This is a genomic window from Evansella sp. AB-rgal1 (assembly GCF_041820985.1).
In the GTDB taxonomy this organism is placed as follows: Bacteria; Bacillota; Bacilli; order Bacillales; family Salisediminibacteriaceae; genus Evansella.
Map to the genome: position 1 here is coordinate 143,780 of NZ_JBGUAU010000011.1, position 18,779 is coordinate 162,558.

Sequence of the window (18,779 nt, forward strand, 5' to 3'; positions counted from 1 at the left end):
ACAAAAAATCCCTACAACAGAGAGGTATTAAAATTGAAAAAGAAAATATTATACTTTATTGAAAAAGTAAAAGGAAACATTAGAAAAAAACAAAGTGATACGAAGAGAAAAGTAAATTTAAAAAATATCTTATCATCATTTCAAGGAACAAAAATTGGTCGCAAATTATTTATATTATTTTTACTTTTTTCTGTTATTCCTGTACTGGTAATAGGTGTCTTTTCCTATCGAACATCTTCAACTATTATTAGTGATAAAGTTGGAGACGTAACGCAAGAGCTCTTAACTCAAGTAGCGAGAAATTTCGAATTGCAAGTAGATGAACTACTAAATGTGAGCTTTTCTATTATTACGAATCCAGAACTATCTTCTGCTTTACGAGAATATGGATCTGGTGGAGACAGTTATGATGACTTTGCCGCAAGAAGACAAATACAAGATTATTTAAATTACCAAATTAATACGAATAGCAATTTAGTTGGTGTCTCCATCATTACGCAAGAAGATAGCTTTCATAGCAGTCAGAATAAGTTTTCTCAAGACACCGAATCATTTACTCAATTTATTAATTATATAAAAGAGGAAAGAAAGGTATCTTGGTCTGTTATCCAAAATGAGGATGTTTCAAGACAATCTTTAATTTTTGGTAGACCGATAAATGTATTTAATTCTAATAGTAGGACAGCTGTTCTATTAATTGAAATTAATCCAGCTATGTTTCATAACACTTTAAGTGAAATAAGTTTGGGGGATACTGGTTTTTTATCTGTGGTAAATACTGGCGGCTCTTTAATCTCTCACAGTGATATGGGAAGTATTGATAATATATCAAGTGATTTTGCAGAGAATATCCTGTCAAATAATGAAATAGGTTTAGAAACAATTAGCTTCGTTTCATCAGAAAATGAATTAATTACATCTAAGGAAATACTTAATACTGATTGGATACTATATTCAAGTGTACCAATAAGTGAGTTGACTACAGAAACTGCTGAAATTCGAAATGTTACCGTTCTCATTGGAATATTAACGATTATCATATCCACTATTGTCGCTATGTTTGTAGCAAGAGATATAACCAATGCTTTAAGAGATGTAACACGAAAAATGAAAGAAGTGGAAAATGGAAATTTAGATAGTTCTCAATTTAATACTAAGAAAAAAAGAAAAGATGAAATTGGGGATTTAGTTTATTCATTGGAAAATATGGTTATAGGTATTAGGAATATAATTACTAGTGCCACGAGTACTGCTAATGCAGTATCGATTTCATCTAAAAAGTTATTTGAAAACGCTACCTTAAATAAAAAATTATCTTCTCAAACAAATGAGGTGATGAATGAAGTAGCTCAATTATCACAAGAAACAGCAGCAAGTACAGAAGAGAGCGTTACTGCTATTGATTCAATAAACGCAGACATTCAAAAGATTGCTGAAGTCTCTACAGATGTGAGCAATAACTCTATTGTGATGATAGAAGAAGCGAAACAAGGTCAAGATTACATTGATACTGCTATTAATAAGATTGGACAGGTGTATCATACAGTTAATGAATCTGCAGAAATAATGGGGCAATTAGATAAACGTGCAGATGATATTGTGAAAATTACGGAAATGATAACAAAGCTGTCTGATCAAACAAATTTGTTAGCGTTAAATGCGGCAATCGAAGCTGCTAGAGCTGGTGAACATGGACTAGGTTTCTCGGTTGTCGCAGATGAAGTACGAAAACTTGCGCACCAATCAAAAGAAGCTACCCTTGAAATTGATAAAGTAATTAAAGAAATTCAAGAATCAACAAAAACATCTGTCTCTAGAATTAATAAGGGTAGAGCAGAGGTGGAAGAAGGCAGTAAAGCTGTTGAAGTTGCTGGCGGTAAATTCCAACAACTTGTGACATCTATTGAACAAGTGTCAGATCAAATACAGGATGTAACAGGGATCATACAACAAATCTCAGCTAGTTCAGAAGAAGTTTCTGCAACAGTATATACGATGAGTGATCATGCTCAAAAAAGTACTGTAATGGCACAAGAAGTTCAAAAAGATGCTTTAGAGCAATTAGTTTCTATTGATGAAGCATCCAGTTCCGCTGAAGAGTTAGAAGAAATTTCACAGGAATTAATGAAGAAGATTAAATTTTTTAAAGTATAAAATGTAAATTACCATTTATCGGGAAAAATGTTGAGCAACTTTACTAATTATAGGAGGGGTAATGATGCAATTTGAACTTCAACATCCAGCAGATCAATTAATTATGCTTATGGAACGAATATATGGATATGGGATGACCACTACATCCGGAGGTAATCTTTCAATTTTAGATGAAAATGGTGATATCTGGATTACTCCTGGTGGTGTGGATAAAGGTTCACTAACGAGGAAAGATATCGTAAAAGTAGAACAAGATGGTACAATAGTTGGTAATCATAAGCCTTCTAGCGAATTTCCTTTCCATAAATTAATCTATGAGGCAAGACCAGATTTAAAGGCTGTTGTACATGCTCATCCTCCTGCTTTAGTTGCATTTAGTATTGCGAGAAAATCTCCAAATACACAGCTTATGCCACATTTTCACCAAATTTGTGGAGAAGTTGGAATGGCGGAGTATGCATTACCTGGAAGCACGCTACTTGGCGAAAAAATCGCTTCCGTTTTTAAACAGGGGCTTAATGCAGTCATGCTAGAAAACCATGGTGTAGTTGTAGGGGCAGATAATTTATTTAAAGCATTTATGGCATTTGAAACGTTAGAATACTGTGCAAGATTGGAAATACAGGCAAAGCGCCTAGGAAATCCAGTATCATTAACGAAAGAACATCTGGATATTCCTCCTATGCTATCGTTAGAAGATTTTGCACCAGATTTCTATACAAGTGAGGAAAGAGAATCAAGAAGAGAAATGTGCGAACTAATCAATCGTGCCTATAGTCAACGATTAATTACAAGTACAGAAGGAACATTTTCTCATAGATTGAATGATGGTTCTTTTATTATTACGCCTTTCGGTAAAGATAGAAAATACATTGAAGCAGGAGACTTGGTCCGAATTAAAGAAGGTAAATATAAAGAGAGTGGTAAAACTCCAAGTCGTGCTGTAACACTGCATAAAGAAATATATACGAAGCATTCTCACATTAATTCTATCATCATTGCTCATCCAACTAATATGATGGCATTTGGTGTTACAGACGAAGTATTCGATTCAAAAATCATACCAGAAAGCTATATTTTATTACGAGATATAGAAAAGCTTCCTTATGGAACAGCTACTTCTCAGCCAGAGGAGGTTGCGAAGGCGTTAGATGAAGCTACTCCAATTACGCTTGTAAAAAACGATTGTGTTGTTGTAACAGGGAATAGCCTATTAGAAACCTTCGATAGACTAGAAGTATTAGAGTATAGTGCAAAAGCTGTCATTGCATCTAAGTTAATTGGAGATATAGTCCAAATCGGAGTAAAAGAAATTAATGATCTGGAAGAAGCTTTCAACTTACCGAAAAAACAGTAAGTCTAATACCAATAAAGAGCGGTGATATTAAAAATATCATTGCTCTTTTTTAGTATACGTAAACTAAATGATGGTTTCAGAATCAAATAGAAAAAATAGGTACTATTGCTTATACTTTAAATCCTTTTTATAATGTGAATGTAACCTGCAAAATTGTAAAATAGTATAGAATAGTGTCGTAACAAGTGAATGTATTGGGGGCGATTGTATGAAAAAGTCCATAGCGTTGTCTTTTATTGTATTCCTCATTGTAATTACAGGCGTTTATTATTATATGAGTCATGAAGAACAACAAGTTGCAGATGATGATTCGTTAGAACAGCCCAGTGAGGACGAAGAGGAACTAAAAAATAATACCGAAGGAAGCAATGAGATAATCGATGAAAAAGAAGAACCTTTAATTGAAGAAGAGAAAGTAGAAATAACAACAGCTACAATTGCAGGAGTTGGTGATGTTTTAATTCATAGTTCGTTATATAAAGATGCATATGTGGATGGAAAATATAATTTCAAGCCAATGTTAGAAAACGCAAAGCCGTACTTAAGTCAGGCTGACCTTGCCTTTGCAAACCAAGAAACAATGTTAGGGGGAGTAGAGTTAGGATTATCTGACTATCCTATGTTTAATAGTCCTACAGAAGTAGGAGATGCGTTACAATACATTGGGATTGATGTAGTTAGTATCGCAAATAATCATACCCTTGATGCAAGAGAACAAGGAGTGTTAAATGCAATTGAATATTATGAATCTATAGGAATGATCTATACAGGTGGCTATCGTTCAGAGGAGGATCGATTAGAAATACGTACTATAGATGCGAACGGTATCACGTTTTCCTTTTTAGCATATACGTATGGAACGAACGGAATTCCAATACCGGAGGGAAAAGAGCACTTAGTAAATTTAATCGATCGGGATGTAATTAATGAAGAGATTATCGCAGCCAAAGAAGTTTCCGATGTGGTAGTTCTTAGCCTTCATTTTGGTAATGAATATGAACCCATGCCAAATGAAGAACAGATAAGTCTAGCGGAGGGATTTTCTGCTTCTGGAGCAGATATCATTTTTGGACATCATCCTCATGTATTACAGCCGATGGATTGGATTGAGCAAGAGGATGGGCGAAGAACATTTGTAGCTTACTCTTTAGGAAATTTTATCTCTGGCCAAGAAGGTGTAGAGAGAGAAATTGGAGGAATGGTTCAATTAGAAGTGAAAAAAACAGTACAAGGAGATAAAGTAACAATAGAACTACAAGATCCGAGATTTGTTCCAGTTTATACATATAAACGGAATTGGAGAAATTATAAACTACACATATTAGGAGATATAGCTGACGATATTTTAATAAATGCAAATCATCATTATGAGAAAGCAAAAGAACATGTATCCCAATGGATGCCAGAGCTAAAGTTTGATTTTTAAACTACTCTATTGGAGTATGAAAAGAAGATTTTTTTCCTTTTCATACTCCTTCGTTATATAGGAGCCTACTCATAAATATAATATAAAAATTAAATAGCTCATGACTCCCTGGAGCTAGACAACAATTTTATTCCCTTTTCTTTTGAAAAAGAGTCCATTACTGATGGAGTTTACAAAATTATTTTTCTTGGGAACAGTTTCTATAAGTTAATTTTGAATAATGATAGGGGGGATTAAATGGGGGTATTGGTAAAAGATATTGTCCAATTACCAGTAATGGCAACCTCTAAAATAAAAGTGGGAAAGGATTTACTGGATAAAAAAAGTGTTGAATGGATATCAGTTATTGAAATACCTGTGGAAAACTTTGTTCGTAAAAATGAATTTGTGTTGAGCACTGGAATTGGTTGTGAAGACGATCCATTATTATTAGAAGAGTTTGTGAAAGATATCATTGATTCGGGAGCTTCCCTGCTAGCTTTTGCAACCGGTCGTTATATCAACGATATTCCGGAAAGAGTGTTACAGGTAGCGGAACGACATGACTTAATCATTATTGATATACCATGGGAAGTTCGGTTTGGTGACATCCTACACATCGTTTTACAAGAACTACAGGAAAATAAGCAAGGAGAAAGAAAACAAGCGGAAGATGTGAGACATGAATTAATTAATTGTGTTCTTCGGAACAAAGGATTAGATGAAATTTCGAGTACATTATACAAGCATATTCAAATACCTGTGGCAGTTATAGATCAAGAGAGAACATTAAGAACAAACCAGTATGTTAATAAAAAATTCTTAAATACACTGATGTCAAACGACAAAGATAAAATCCAACAAATTCCTCCTTCAGATAGTCTTTACAACGACCATCCTCTATTAAATCAAATGGAAGAGTATATTGTAGAAAGTCAAATCTGTTACCAATTACCAATTTGGAATAATCACTATAAACAAGGATATCTATTACTAAAACCGAAAGATAGAAGTAAGTTAACCACCTTTGTGATGGATGTGCTTGATCATGCGTTAACTGCGTGTGCTCTGTATTTCGTTAAGGAAAATGCTATTGAGATGACAGAAGTGAGATTAAAAGATAACTTCATATTAAATTTAGCCAAAAAACATACAGAAGTAACTACTCAGTTAATATCAAAGGCACAACTGTTAGGCTATGATTTGACAAGGCCTTATATATGTATTGTTGGACATATTATGTACAACAATCCTGGTAGTGAAAAAAGCAACCAATTTAAGGATGGTCCACCAACATCCTCCCTTCAAAGCATGAATTATTATATACAAAAAGAAATAACCAATGCAGGAAAAGTACTTCATCGTCGTACACTGACAACGTTTGATGAAAATGAAGTAATTATATATCTAGAAGCAGATAATCACCCTTATATGGAAACAGCGAACCGATTTCTAGATGTTATTGAGGGAAGACTCTATGATCTACTCTCTGGAATAGAATTTTCCTGGGGAATTGCAACGAATAAAGATGGTCACTATGCTTTTTACAGCAGTTACGAAGAAGCAAAGACAGCTCTTGATATTGGAATTCAGAAACATGGACATGGAGAGAGGACATTTTTTAGTGATACGAGAATTAATCGATTATTAATGGCGTTGTCTAACAAAGAAGAAATAGCAGAGATTGTAAAGGATACGTTACAACCATTGTTAGAGTATGATCAAAAAAGACAGACCGATTTAATCTATACGTTTATGGTGTACAACAAATACAAAGGAAATGTGAGCCAAACTGCAAGAGCGTTAAATTTGCATCGTCAATCACTTCTCCATCGTCTTCGAAATATCGAGTCACTAACAGAATTATCGTTAGTTGATTCTGATGATTTATTTCTACTAGAACTAAGTGTTAGGCTGTGGATGTTAAAAAAAATAGAATAAGATTTTACAGTAAGGTTTTTTTCATGTAGATTTTCTTCCACATGAAAAAACCCTTTCTTTTTTATATAATTAGTATTTTTTAGTATGTAAATCAAATTTGTATAGCGAAAATTATCAAAAGTTCATACAAATTGAACATTACCTTATAACTACTTTTTTAATACTGTATAACTAAAGGAATGTAAATATTCAGAAAAATGGGAGGAGGGAACCTCAGTGCTACCATTTGATATGTTTGAATATCAAGAACGTTTAAGAAAAACAAAGGAACGAATGGCGATAAGGGGAATTGAGGTTTTACTAGTAACGGATCCTGCCAATATGAATTATCTATCAGGTTATGATGCCTGGTCATTTTATGTACACCAAATGCTCATTGTGATAGATGAAGAACCTCAACCAATTTGGGTTGGTCGTTATCTTGATGCGAATGGTGCAAAAGCAAAAACGTGGCTTCACGAAGAAAATGTTATACCTTATCCTGACTACTATGTGCATTCAAGTGAATTCCATCCAATGGATTTTATTTCAGATATACTAAAACAAAAGGGGCATGGCAAGAAAAATATCGGTGTTGAAATGGATAACTATTACTTCACAGCAAAGGCATATGAACAACTAAAGAAGAATTTACCGAATGCCAATTTTAAAGATGGAGATCTATTAGTAAATTTTGTTCGTTTGATCAAATCGGATCAAGAAATTGAATATATGAAGCGGGCAGCAAAGATTGCAGAGTTAGCTATGTATAAAGGTTCAGAGAGTATACAGGTTGGAGTAAGAGAATGTGACGTTGCAGCTCAAATTTATTATCAGATGTTATCAGGAACAGAAGAATATGGTGGAGACTATCCTTCAATTGTACCACTACTTCCATCTGGGGATGATACGTCTATTCCACACTTAACATGGACTGATAGAAAATTTAAAGAAGGGGATGCCGTCATTATTGAACTTGCAGGTTGTTACAAACGATATCATGTTCCACTAGCAAGAACGGTAACAATTGGAACTCCATCTAAGGAACTTGAGAAGATAGCGCCTATCGTGACCGAAGGAATGGATGACGTTTTATCATCAATCAAACCAGGAATGACATGTAGTGAAGTAGAGCAAATATGGCATAACAGTATTAGCAAACGTGGATTTGAAAAAGAAGCTAGGTTAGGGTACTCGATTGGCTTGAACTATCCTCCTGATTGGGGAGAACACACAGCAAGTCTTCGAAGAGAAGATGACACCATATTACAACCTAACATGACTTTTCATTTTATACCAGCATTATGGTTTGATAAGTATGGCATTGAAATAAGCGAGTCGTTCCGTGTTACGGAAGATGGATGTGAGCCATTTACTACGTATCCGAGAGACTTAATCGTTCAACCTCCCTTTAAAATGAACAAACAAGGAGGAAAGATTAGCTAAAAGCAGGAGGTGATCCTTTGCAACAAAACAGTTGGAACAGTAAGGAAAAAGGATATGAACTTAAATCGAAGCTTATTGAATGGAGACACCACCTGCACAAATATCCTGAACTAAGTTTTCAAGAAAAAATCACAAGTACGTTCGTTTTAGAGCAATTGATAGCGATGAAGGTTTTCCATATTGAAACGGGAATCGCGAAACATGGAATTGTTGCAACACTCTCTTCAGGTGATGGTCCAGTCATTGCGTTGAGAGCGGATATGGATGCTCTTCCTATTCAAGAGGAAGCGGAGGTTACTTGTAAGTCCGTTCATTCTAATGTCATGCATGCCTGTGGTCATGATGCTCATATGGCGATTCTACTAGGAGTCGCCGAGGTACTTGCAGAAGAGTGGGAAGAAGAAAGATTTTACGGAACAGTAAAACTTATTTTTCAGCCAGCAGAAGAAGATGCAGATGAATTCGGCTTAACTGGTGCGCCCTATTTCCTAACCTCGGGCATTCTGGACGATGTGGAGAAAGTAATAGCTTTACATGTTTGTCCTTGGAGAAAAACAGGAGAAATACAAATAAATCATGGACCTAGTATGGCAAACATTGATAATTTCACCTTAATACTGAAAGGGGAGGGGGCTCATGGAGGTTATCCACATCAAGGGAAGGATCCTATTTGGATTTCCACCTTCATTATGCAAGCGCTTTATAGTCTGATTGGTAGAAAAATGAATCCTTTAGAGGTTGGCGCAATTAGTATTGGAGAAATCCATGGTGGAAGTTCTTACAATGTTATTCCCGAGAAAGTGGTATTAAAAGGAACAATGAGATCTTTTACACCACAGATTCGAATGCAACTGAAAAAAGAAGTAGAGCAAATTGCTAAAATAGCTTATTCTCTTGGGGGAGATTTTGAATTAATTATAGAGCATGGAGAACCAGCGTTAAATAACCACCCTGGGATTACAGAAATAATCAAGAAGTCAGCTAAGAATATATCACCAAATATAGCTGTGTATGAAGAAGCTTTTGGCATGGGAGGAGAAGATTTTGGGTATTTCACGGAAAAGATTCCAGGAGCCATGTTTTTTCTAGGGTGCGGATTTGACAGAGGGGAAGAGAAAGTCCTACATTCCCCTACTTTTCAATTAAATGATGAAGCCTTACCAATTGGGGTTGCTATATTGCTGGAGAGTACAAGAAAGTTGCTCAATCGAGAGGGAAACATGGGGGAGGAGTGAAGAATGTCGACGAATATTGCATTTATCGGTTTTGGTGGGGTAGGTCAAACTCTTGCAAAATTGCTAAGAGATCAGAGGAAAGAATTGAAAGAAAACCACGATTTAGATCCGAATGTAGTTGCTGTATCGGATGTTATGAAAGGGTCCATTTATGATCCAGAGGGATTAGATATTGATGTCTTACTAAAAACGTTGCAGGAAACTGGTAATGTAGAAAATTATCCAGACACTCCAAGTCTCATAAAAGGCTGGGATAGTCTACAAACAATAAACGAATCGAATGCGGATGTGATTGTGGAAGTAACATACACGGATGTGAAAACAGGGCAACCAGCAATTGATCACTGCCGAGCAGCCTTTGAAAACAAGAAAGGCGTATTAACAACGAATAAAGGTCCAGTTGCAATAGCTTATGAGGAACTGAACAGCTTAGCAGAGGAGCATAACGTTTTTTGGGGATTTGAAGGAACAGTTATGAGTGGTACCCCTGCATTAAGACTTCCAATTACTACACTAGCAGGTAATGAGATTACAGAGATTACAGGGATATTAAACGGAACAACAAATTATATATTAACGGAAATGGAGAATGGAAAATCATACGAAGAAGCTTTGCAAAAAGCACAAGAGTTAGGCTATGCAGAAGCGGATCCTACAAGTGATGTAGAAGGACATGATGCAAGATATAAAACTGCAATACTATCAAATTATATAATGAAGGCTCCAATAAAAGCGGAGACTATTCCTTGTGAAGGAATAACAAATATTACGAAAGAATCCGTAGAAGACGCTTTGAAAAAAAAGAAAGTTTGGAGATTACTAGCTCGAATAAAAAAAGACGAAGAGGGTGTGAAAGCATCTGTTAAGCCAGAACTAATTGATATGGAGAATCCTTTAGCTGGAATAAAAGGGCCAACAAATGCAATTGTTTATGAGTGTAATCTTGCTGGTCCTATTATGCTGACAGGTGCCGGAGCAGGCCTTGTTGAAACAGGGTACTCTCTATTAATAGATTTAATCCACTTTAGGAGAAGTAAAGGGTTCTCTTAACATGAAAAGGAGGGTGTATCATGCATTTGGAAGTAATTTCAGAAAAGATGCTTCTGGCAGGGAAGTGGCGTGATGCGGAGAAGACCTTTGATGTTTTCAATCCCCAAAATAATCAGCTTATTGCAAAGGTACCGTTAGCAACGGAAAAGGATATGTTACTTGCAATAGAGAAAGGAAATGAAGCTTTTAAAACAATACAATTCCCTACGAACGATAGAATCCATGTTTTAAATAAGGCCGCAGATTATATAGAAAAGTACAACGAAGATTACGCAAAAACGATTGCAAAAGAAGGAAGCAAAACCATCACGGAAGCTCGAGGAGAAGTAAAGCGAGCTGTGAAAACAATACGTATCAGTGCAGAAGAAGCAAGAAGAATAAATGGAGAAACTATTAATTTTGACCAAAATGAAGGTAGTGAGAATAGGGTAGGATATCATTACCGTTTTCCAATTGGTGTAATAGGAGCAATTACTCCATTTAACGATCCTTTAAATCTTGTTGCGCATAAAATAGGTCCGGCTATCGCAGCGGGTAATCCGATAGTTGTAAAGCCTGCTTCCGTCACCCCTTTATCAGCTCTTTTATTAGCGGAAGCATTTATAAATTCTGGTTTACCTGATGGTTTTTTATCCGTAATTACAGGTTCAGGTCGTGAAGTAGGTGAAACACTTGTTACCCATCCATTAGTAACAATGGTATCCTTCACAGGGGGCTTAGAAACTGGGAAAAGGATTGCACACCAAGCCGGCTTGAAGAAAGTAAATATGGAGTTAGGTTCTAATTCGCCTGTCATTGTTTTAAATGATGCAAATCTTTATGATGCTGTTCGTTCATGTGTATCAGGTGCTTTTTCCGCTGTCGGTCAAAACTGCATAGGCGTTCAGAGAATATATGTTGAAAAGGAAATCTATCCTAAATTTCTGCAAGCATTTGTGGAAAAGACTACTCACCTTCATGTTGGTGACAAAATGTGTGAATTGACAGATATGGGCCCTATGATTAATGAAAAAGAAGCAAAACGAGTGGAAAGTTGGGTAGAAGACGCTATATTTGCAGGTGCAAAACTACTTGTAGGTGGAAAAAGAGAGGGGACATTTTACGAACCTACCGTTTTAACGGATGTTCCAGAATCAGCAAAAATTGCGAAGGAAGAAATTTTCGGCCCTGTCGTTATTATTGAACGAATATCTAGTTTTCAGGAAGCGATTGAACGCTCTAACAATGTTAACTATGGATTGCATGCTGGAATATTTACAAATGATATTGAAAAAGCGTTCCATGCAATTCAACACCTTCAAGTCGGGGGTGTAATGGTGAATGATTCCAGTGACTATCGAATTGATGCTATGCCCTTTGGAGGAATGAAAGGATCTGGTCTTGGAAGAGAAGGAGTCCGTTCATCAATAGAAGCAATGACAGAACCGAAAGTTGTTTGTTTTAAATTGAAAGGGATTTAATAATGGAGGAACTTCCGATCGGGCAGTCGATGAGCCGAATTTGTCTCTGTACTGCTCGATCACGGGTTGATCGTGCACTTCATGAGATAAAAAAGTATCCGAAGTGCATGATCTCGGTCTGATCGAGCACTTCATGAGATAAAAAAGTCTCTGAAGTGCAGAATCTATTCGTCTCCAGTCCTCTAACATTCCTCAACCTCTATCACAGGTACATATCTTTCGTCTTTTTAGTTACAGAACTATCAGAATCATTGACAGCGATTACATGGAAAAATATACTGTAACTATTGATTCACCAATAGTTTCGTAAAGTAATAGACTTATTTTTCAAAGGAGAGGGTAATGTGAATGTGAAAAATACATACAAAAATCCTATTGTGGAACAGAGAGCAGATCCTTGGGTTTATAAGCATTCGGATGGGTATTATTATTTTACAGGTTCTGTGCCGGCATACGATAGAATTGAATTACGAAGATCAAAGACGATTCAAGGACTCGGAGAAGCTGAGCCTGTTACTGTTTGGGAAAAGCATGAGAGTGGTCCAATGAGTGCACTAATTTGGGCACCTGAAATTCATTTTATTGATGGAAAATGGTACATATATTTTGCAGCAGGTAGAACGGATGCCCAATTTGCACACCGTATGTACGTTTTAGAAACGGGTAGTGAAAATCCATTAGAAGGCTCTTGGGAAGAAAAAGGTCAGTTAAAAACAACTTGGGAATCATTTTCACTAGATGCAACAACGTTTGAGCATCATGGGGTAAGGTACTTAGTCTGGCCTCAAAATGATCCGGATATAAAAGGGAATACAAACTTATATATTGCTGAAATGAGTAACCCTTGGACAATAAAAGGGGAACCAGTTATGCTAACAAAACCAGAGCTTGATTGGGAAATAATTGGTTATCTTGTAAATGAGGGTCCTGCAGTTTTAAAAAGAAATGGGAAGGTTTTTATTGCTTATTCTGCAAGTGCGACAGACCATAACTATTGCATGGGATTGTTAAGTGCTGATGACACAAGTGATCTATTAAAGGCATCTTCCTGGGAGAAAAAACAGGAGCCTGTTTTTCAAACGAATGAAGAAACTGGACAATATGGACCAGGTCATAATAGTTTTACTGTGTCGGAGGATGGAACAGAAGATGTGATTGTGTACCACGCAAGAAATTATAAAGAAATTGAAGGTAATCCTTTGCATGATCCTAATAGACATACTAGGGCTCAAGTATTTACTTGGAATGAGGATGGTACCCCGAACTTTGGAGTACCAGTATCAGATGCTAACTAAAGCCTGAATCAGAATGTAGAGAACATGATAATTTAAGAGTAAAAGTAATCATGACAATAAGAAAGGTTGTTAGAAGGATGGAAGTAACACAGAATATATTTGGTGAAATAAATGGAAAAGAAGTACTTGAATATTCCGTGAAAAATGATAACGGCATGGAAGTAGCTTTCATAAATTTTGGATGTATTATTACGAAACTTCTCGTACCAGATGCAAAAGGAACGGTAGAAAATGTAGTACTTGGTTTTGATACAATCGAAGAATATATTGAGCACTCCCCCTATTTTGGAGCAGTATGTGGTCGAGTGGCAGGGAGAATTGATCACGGTAAATTTCAACTAAATGGTGAATCCTTTCAATTACCTCAAAATGATGGAGCAAATCATTTACATGGTGGATTTGTAGGTTTAGATAGTGTGATTTGGAATGGGAAAGTAGTGGAAGAGAATAATGAAGAAGTTCAAATTACGTTTACCTATGAAAGTGCTGATGGTGAGGAAGGGTATCCTGGTAATTTAAAAATGTCTGTTACGTATGTTGTTTCAAATGACAATGAATTAGTTATTTCTTACGAAGGAGTAAGTGATAAGGATACTCTATTGAATGTAACGAATCATAGCTATTTCAACTTGAGCGGAGATGTGAAGCGGGATATTTTACATCATGAACTTACAGTAAAAAGTGACAAGTTCTTAGAATTAGGCAGCAATCTTATTCCAACTGGAACATTACTCGATGTGGAAGGAACAGCTTTTGATTTTCGACAAGGTAGAAAAATTCAGGATGGCGTAAGTTCCACACATGAGCAAAATGTGTTAGCGGGTCGTGGATATGATCACCCTCTGGAGTTAAATACTAGTAATGACAAGGAGATCATCCTAAAGGATGAAGAAACTGGGCGGGTACTTACTGTAGAAACAACGGAGCCATGTCTCGTGCTATATACATCCAACATGATGGGAGATAATTTTACTATTCGTGGTGTACAAGCTAGGAAATATTTAGGTGTTTGTTTAGAAACGCAAAAGCACCCAGATGCGATTCACCATGCTCATTTTCCATCTATTGTTTTAGAAAAAGGAGAAACATATAAATCTGAGACAAAGTTTGCGTTTACTACTATCTAACTTTTCTTAGTTGTAATGTCTAAGCTAGGCAATGTTACCTCTTGTCAAATAGCCTGCCGGATTAAAAGCTAAAAACGCTTTTATATGTAATTAATGAAAAATTAACTTCATTGAAAAGAGGAAAGAATAAGATAGACTTAACTAAGGTTTTCGCCATTAAAAGCTGTTGATATGCTGAGTTTTTCTAGACAGGTGTCTACTGTACCTTGCTAAACGGAAAATATGGTATGATTGCCACGATAGGTTTTACCTATCGTGGTTTTTAAGTTGTCTTTTAGGAAGAGGTACTATGGATTGCACCGTCACGTGAACTCGGATATATATGTTCTAAGAAACGGAGTGAGGATAATGTCTTTTGATCTTTTAAATGAATTAATGGAAATCAACGAAGAAGAACGAGCAATTCTTCAGCAAACGAAAGAAGTGAAAAAAGATCTTTACACAAATCAACCTCATTTCGTTATTGAAAGTGAGAAATTTCTAAGCAAAGAAAAGTTAATCATGGTTCGAAAACATACGCGTTTTGTTGATTTCCCTAAACATAAACACAATTATATTGAGATTAATTACGTTTACAGTGGTAGGTTAAAACAAAAAGTAGGAAATGAAGAAATTGTTTTGAAAAAAGGAGAGCTATTATTTTTAAACCAGCATATTGAGCATGAGATTGATGCTTGTTCGCATGAAGATATTGTTATAAATTTTATCATCCAGCCTGATTTCTTTAAATTTATTTTCTCTTTTTTAACATCGGAAAATATGGTAAATGACTTTTTAATAAATAGTTTATTTAACAATACTCAGAATGGGCAATTTCTGTACTTTAAAGTATCGGAAATTGAAGAAATACAAGACTTGCTGGAAAAAATGATTGTTGAATTAATGAATCCAACTTTGTTGTCCGATTCAGCAGTTAAACTGAGGATGGGGTTATTAATGATCGAGTTAATCAAGCATTCAGATAAAGTGGTACAGCGGAAGGAATTGACGCTGCAGCATTACTATATTGTAGAAAGCTTGAAATATATAGAGGAGCACTATCGAGAAGCGACGCTTTATGAGTTATCGGAGAGGTTGAATCTGACACACTATTCTTTAAGTAAAAAAATTAAGCAAGCTACTTCCTATACTTTTAAGGAATTGTTGCAAGATCGAAGGTTAAGTAAATCGAAGGAGCTACTGGAAAGTACGGACTTACCCATTGCTGAAATAGTGGACCAAATAGGATACGACAACATTAGTTATTTTTACAGGATTTTTAAAGGGAAGTATGGGGTGACCCCGAGGGTGTTGAGGGGCTAGGAGTAGGAGTAGTTAGCCTATGACAGGGAAGTCTCTCTTGCATCGTAAAACGGAGTGGAAGGAAGGATATCGAGCCTTTCATAAGCATTTTGTCTCGTGAAAGGTGCGATCAGAAGGATATCGAGCCTTTCATAAGCATTTTGTCTCGTGAAAGGTGCGATCGGAAGGATATCGAGCCTTTCATAAGCGTTTTGTCTCGTGAAAGGTGCGATCGGAAGGATATCGAGCCTTTCATAAGCGTTTTGTCTCGTGAAAGGTGCGATCGGAAGGATATCGAGCCTTTCATAAGCATTTTGTCTCGTGAAAGGTGCGATCGGAAGGATATCGAGCCTTTCAGAAGTATTATGTCTCGTGAAAGGTGCGATCGGAAGGATATCGAGCCTTTCATAAGCGTTTTGACTCGTGAAAGGTGCTTTAAGTATGAATGAAAGTAAAACGATGACAGTACTTATAGTAAAAAAATTGATAATCTATCAAAAATGTAGCCAAAGCTAAAAAAAATCGTTGAAAACTACTAGAATACAAATTATATTAAACATATAAACTAAATTAAATAAAAAGGAAGTGACTCACATTGCAAATGAAACCCCTCTCTCCTCCCTTAAATCTTCAAGTTTTTAGAAGCTTGCACCCACGTATGGCACTCTCAGAAAATGAAATGAAGTATTACCACAGTCTTGAAAAAGGATATATTGGTGAACAACGTTTTATCTGGTTATTAGAGAAGCTGCATGGAGAATCAGATATCTTAATTTTTCATAATCTAGTATTCGAAGTAAATAATTCTATCTTTCAAATAGACACTCTAATCATTTCTTCTCAAAATATCTATCTTTCTGAAGTGAAGAATTATACGGGAGATTATTGGTTAGAAGGGAATAAACTATGTATAGGTTCACTGAAAATTACTAACCCTGTCCACCAATTACATCGTTCAGAAACTCTTTTTCAACAATTACTCGATCAAAACAGTCTACATTTTCAACTTCAATCCAATGTTATTTTTAATAACCCTGAATTTCATCTTTATAATTCCACACAAGAGTTACCTTTTGTATTCCCACCCCAATTAAAAAGACATCTTCAAAAATTAAACTTAGGAAGTTCTATCTTATCCCCTAAACATCATCAGCTAGCTTCTTTCTTACTTTCGATCCATAATGATAATTTAGAACGAGCGAAGTTGCCGAAATATAATATACATACGCTGAAAAAAGGCATTATTTGTCCTTGGTGTAATAGTTTTCTTAATATGTTTTCAAAAAATAAGATGAAGTGTATTCAATGTAAATTTATCGAAGAGTTAGATGATAGTGTAATGAGAAGTATAAAAGAATATGTTTTACTATTCCCCAATAAGCCTATTACGGTTACTGACATTATTGAATGGTGTAATGTTTTTAATACGAGAAAAACTGTTCTTAGAATATTGACGACGAAATTTTGTTCAATAAATAAAGGTTCAGCTTCACATTATCTTTTCCCAAATGGAAAAGTATAGATGCTCCCCCCTGCAAATAAGGACAATAAATAAATAATTTACGTTATATTTTTCCGTCTACTTTTCATTTAAGATGATAGATAGAAAGCGTTTACGAAAAGGGTGATAACGATGGGGAAAACGTGTATAGCTGTTGATATCGGTGCATCAAGTGGTAGGTTGATCTTAGGGCAGCTTGAAAACCAGAAGCTTCAACTCAAAGAAATATACCGTTTTGAAAACAAAATGGTGCAGAAAGACGGTCAATATTGCTGGGAAGTAGATCAGCTTTTCCAAGAAATTAAGCAAGGAATTCGCGAGTGCAGGAAAGAGGCCATTTTACCAGAGAGTATAGGGATCGATACTTGGGCTGTTGATTTTGTACTTTTAGATGAAAAGAACGAGCCGTTAACGAATGCAGTTGCATATCGGGATTCACGTACTGATGGAATGATGGAAAAAGTATTCGAAAACGTTATTTCAAAAGACCAATTATATGAAAAAACAGGAATCCAATATTTGAAATTTAACACTATATACCAGTTATACTCATTAAAACAAACACAACCAGAAGTGTTGGAAAAAGCAAAAACATTCCTTATGATACCTGATTATTTTAATTATTTACTAACAGGTAAAGTTGCAAATGAGTATACAAATGCAACATCAACTCAGCTTGTAAATGCAAATGAAAAAGATTGGGATAATGAATTGATCGATAAACTAGGAATAAACAAGAAAATATTCCAAGAGATAAAAGTGCCAAAAACGATCCTTGGAAACCTGAAAGAGGAACTAGTTTCCGAATTTGGTTTTGATATGAAGGTGGTTTTACCGGCTACTCACGACACAGGTTCTGCTGTAATCTCCGTTCCTGAGTTAGATGAGACAGTTTATATCAGTTCTGGAACGTGGTCGCTAATGGGAGTGGAAAACGAACAGCCAATTTGTACACCGAAAGCACTGGAGTACAACTATACAAATGAAGGTGGAATCGACTATCGTTTTCGATTCTTGAAAAATATCATGGGTCTTTGGATGATTCAAGAAGTGAAACGAAACTATGACGACCGCTATTCTTTCCCTGAATTAGTAGATTTAGCGAGAGCAGCGACTAACTTTACATCTACTGTTAATGTAAATGAAGATCGTTTCTTAAATCCTGAAAACATGATGAAAGAAATTCAAAACTATTGTAAAGAAACAGGTCAAGCAGTTCCTGAGACTCCAGGGGAAATTGCAAAATGCGTGTTTATAAGTCTTGCAGATAGTTACGAACAAACAATTCAAGAGTTAGAAAAAATACTAGATAAGCAATTCCATAAAATAAATGTTATTGGTGGCGGATGCCAAAATGAATATTTAAATCAGCTAATCGCAAATGTTACGAAAAAAGAAGTGAATGCTGGGCCTGTAGAAGCGACGGCGATTGGTAACATTGTTGCTCAATTTATGGCACTTGGTGAAATAACTGATATACAACAAGCACGAACAATCATAAAAAATTCGTTTGATGTGAAAACATACGTACCGGAAACTATCTAATAG

The 18,779-nt window shown here is 35.7% G+C and carries 13 protein-coding genes; all 13 read left to right on the forward strand.

Going from position 1 to position 18,779, the window contains the following annotated elements:
- Positions 1–33: 33 nt before the first annotated feature.
- The 13 genes from ACERII_RS11355 to rhaB all read left to right on the forward strand — a co-directional run bounded on the left by ACERII_RS11355 (position 34) and on the right by rhaB (position 18,776).
- On the forward strand, positions 34–2,154 hold the full coding sequence (locus tag ACERII_RS11355) for a methyl-accepting chemotaxis protein (protein WP_373642436.1): 2,121 nt from the start codon (positions 34–36) through the stop codon (positions 2,152–2,154).
- A gap of 64 nt (positions 2,155–2,218) precedes the next feature.
- Entirely contained in the window at positions 2,219–3,511 is a 1,293-nt protein-coding gene (locus ACERII_RS11360) for a class II aldolase/adducin family protein (RefSeq protein ID WP_373642437.1), read from the forward strand.
- 208 nt (positions 3,512–3,719) lie between these two features.
- Positions 3,720–4,937, forward strand: a complete 1,218-nt coding sequence (locus ACERII_RS11365; RefSeq protein ID WP_373642438.1) for a CapA family protein — start codon at positions 3,720–3,722, stop codon at positions 4,935–4,937.
- Between the two features lie 237 nt (positions 4,938–5,174).
- Complete coding sequence (locus ACERII_RS11370) at positions 5,175–6,857, forward strand: PucR family transcriptional regulator (RefSeq protein ID WP_373642440.1); 1,683 nt, start codon at positions 5,175–5,177, stop codon at positions 6,855–6,857.
- A 231-nt stretch (positions 6,858–7,088) separates the two neighbouring features.
- A complete protein-coding gene (locus ACERII_RS11375) occupies positions 7,089–8,282 on the forward strand; it encodes a M24 family metallopeptidase (protein WP_373642485.1) in 1,194 nt (397 codons plus the stop codon).
- Positions 8,283–8,299: 17 nt separating this feature from the next.
- Positions 8,300–9,517 carry a M20 metallopeptidase family protein gene (locus ACERII_RS11380; protein WP_373642441.1) on the forward strand — a complete coding sequence of 406 codons (1,218 nt, stop codon included), beginning with the start codon at positions 8,300–8,302 and terminating at the stop codon, positions 9,515–9,517.
- Positions 9,518–9,520: 3 nt separating this feature from the next.
- A complete protein-coding gene (locus tag ACERII_RS11385; RefSeq protein WP_373642442.1) occupies positions 9,521–10,567 on the forward strand; it encodes a homoserine dehydrogenase in 1,047 nt (348 codons plus the stop codon).
- Positions 10,568–10,587: 20 nt separating this feature from the next.
- The gene (locus ACERII_RS11390) at positions 10,588–12,027 is read left to right on the forward strand and encodes an aldehyde dehydrogenase family protein (protein ID WP_373642444.1); all 1,440 of its coding nucleotides are present in this window, start codon (positions 10,588–10,590) and stop codon (positions 12,025–12,027) included.
- A 350-nt stretch (positions 12,028–12,377) separates the two neighbouring features.
- Complete coding sequence (locus ACERII_RS11395; protein ID WP_373642486.1) at positions 12,378–13,322, forward strand: glycoside hydrolase family 43 protein; 945 nt, start codon at positions 12,378–12,380, stop codon at positions 13,320–13,322.
- A 77-nt stretch (positions 13,323–13,399) separates the two neighbouring features.
- Positions 13,400–14,449: an aldose epimerase family protein gene (locus tag ACERII_RS11400; RefSeq protein ID WP_373642487.1), complete on the forward strand. Its 1,050-nt coding sequence runs from the start codon at positions 13,400–13,402 to the stop codon at positions 14,447–14,449.
- Positions 14,450–14,797: 348 nt separating this feature from the next.
- Positions 14,798–15,751, forward strand: a complete 954-nt coding sequence (locus tag ACERII_RS11405) for an AraC family transcriptional regulator (RefSeq protein WP_373642446.1) — start codon at positions 14,798–14,800, stop codon at positions 15,749–15,751.
- A gap of 580 nt (positions 15,752–16,331) precedes the next feature.
- On the forward strand, positions 16,332–17,252 hold the full coding sequence (locus ACERII_RS11410; protein WP_373642488.1) for a nuclease-related domain-containing protein: 921 nt from the start codon (positions 16,332–16,334) through the stop codon (positions 17,250–17,252).
- Positions 17,253–17,363: 111 nt separating this feature from the next.
- Positions 17,364–18,776 carry a rhamnulokinase gene (gene rhaB / locus ACERII_RS11415; RefSeq protein WP_373642448.1) on the forward strand — a complete coding sequence of 471 codons (1,413 nt, stop codon included), beginning with the start codon at positions 17,364–17,366 and terminating at the stop codon, positions 18,774–18,776.
- Positions 18,777–18,779 lie beyond the last annotated feature (3 nt).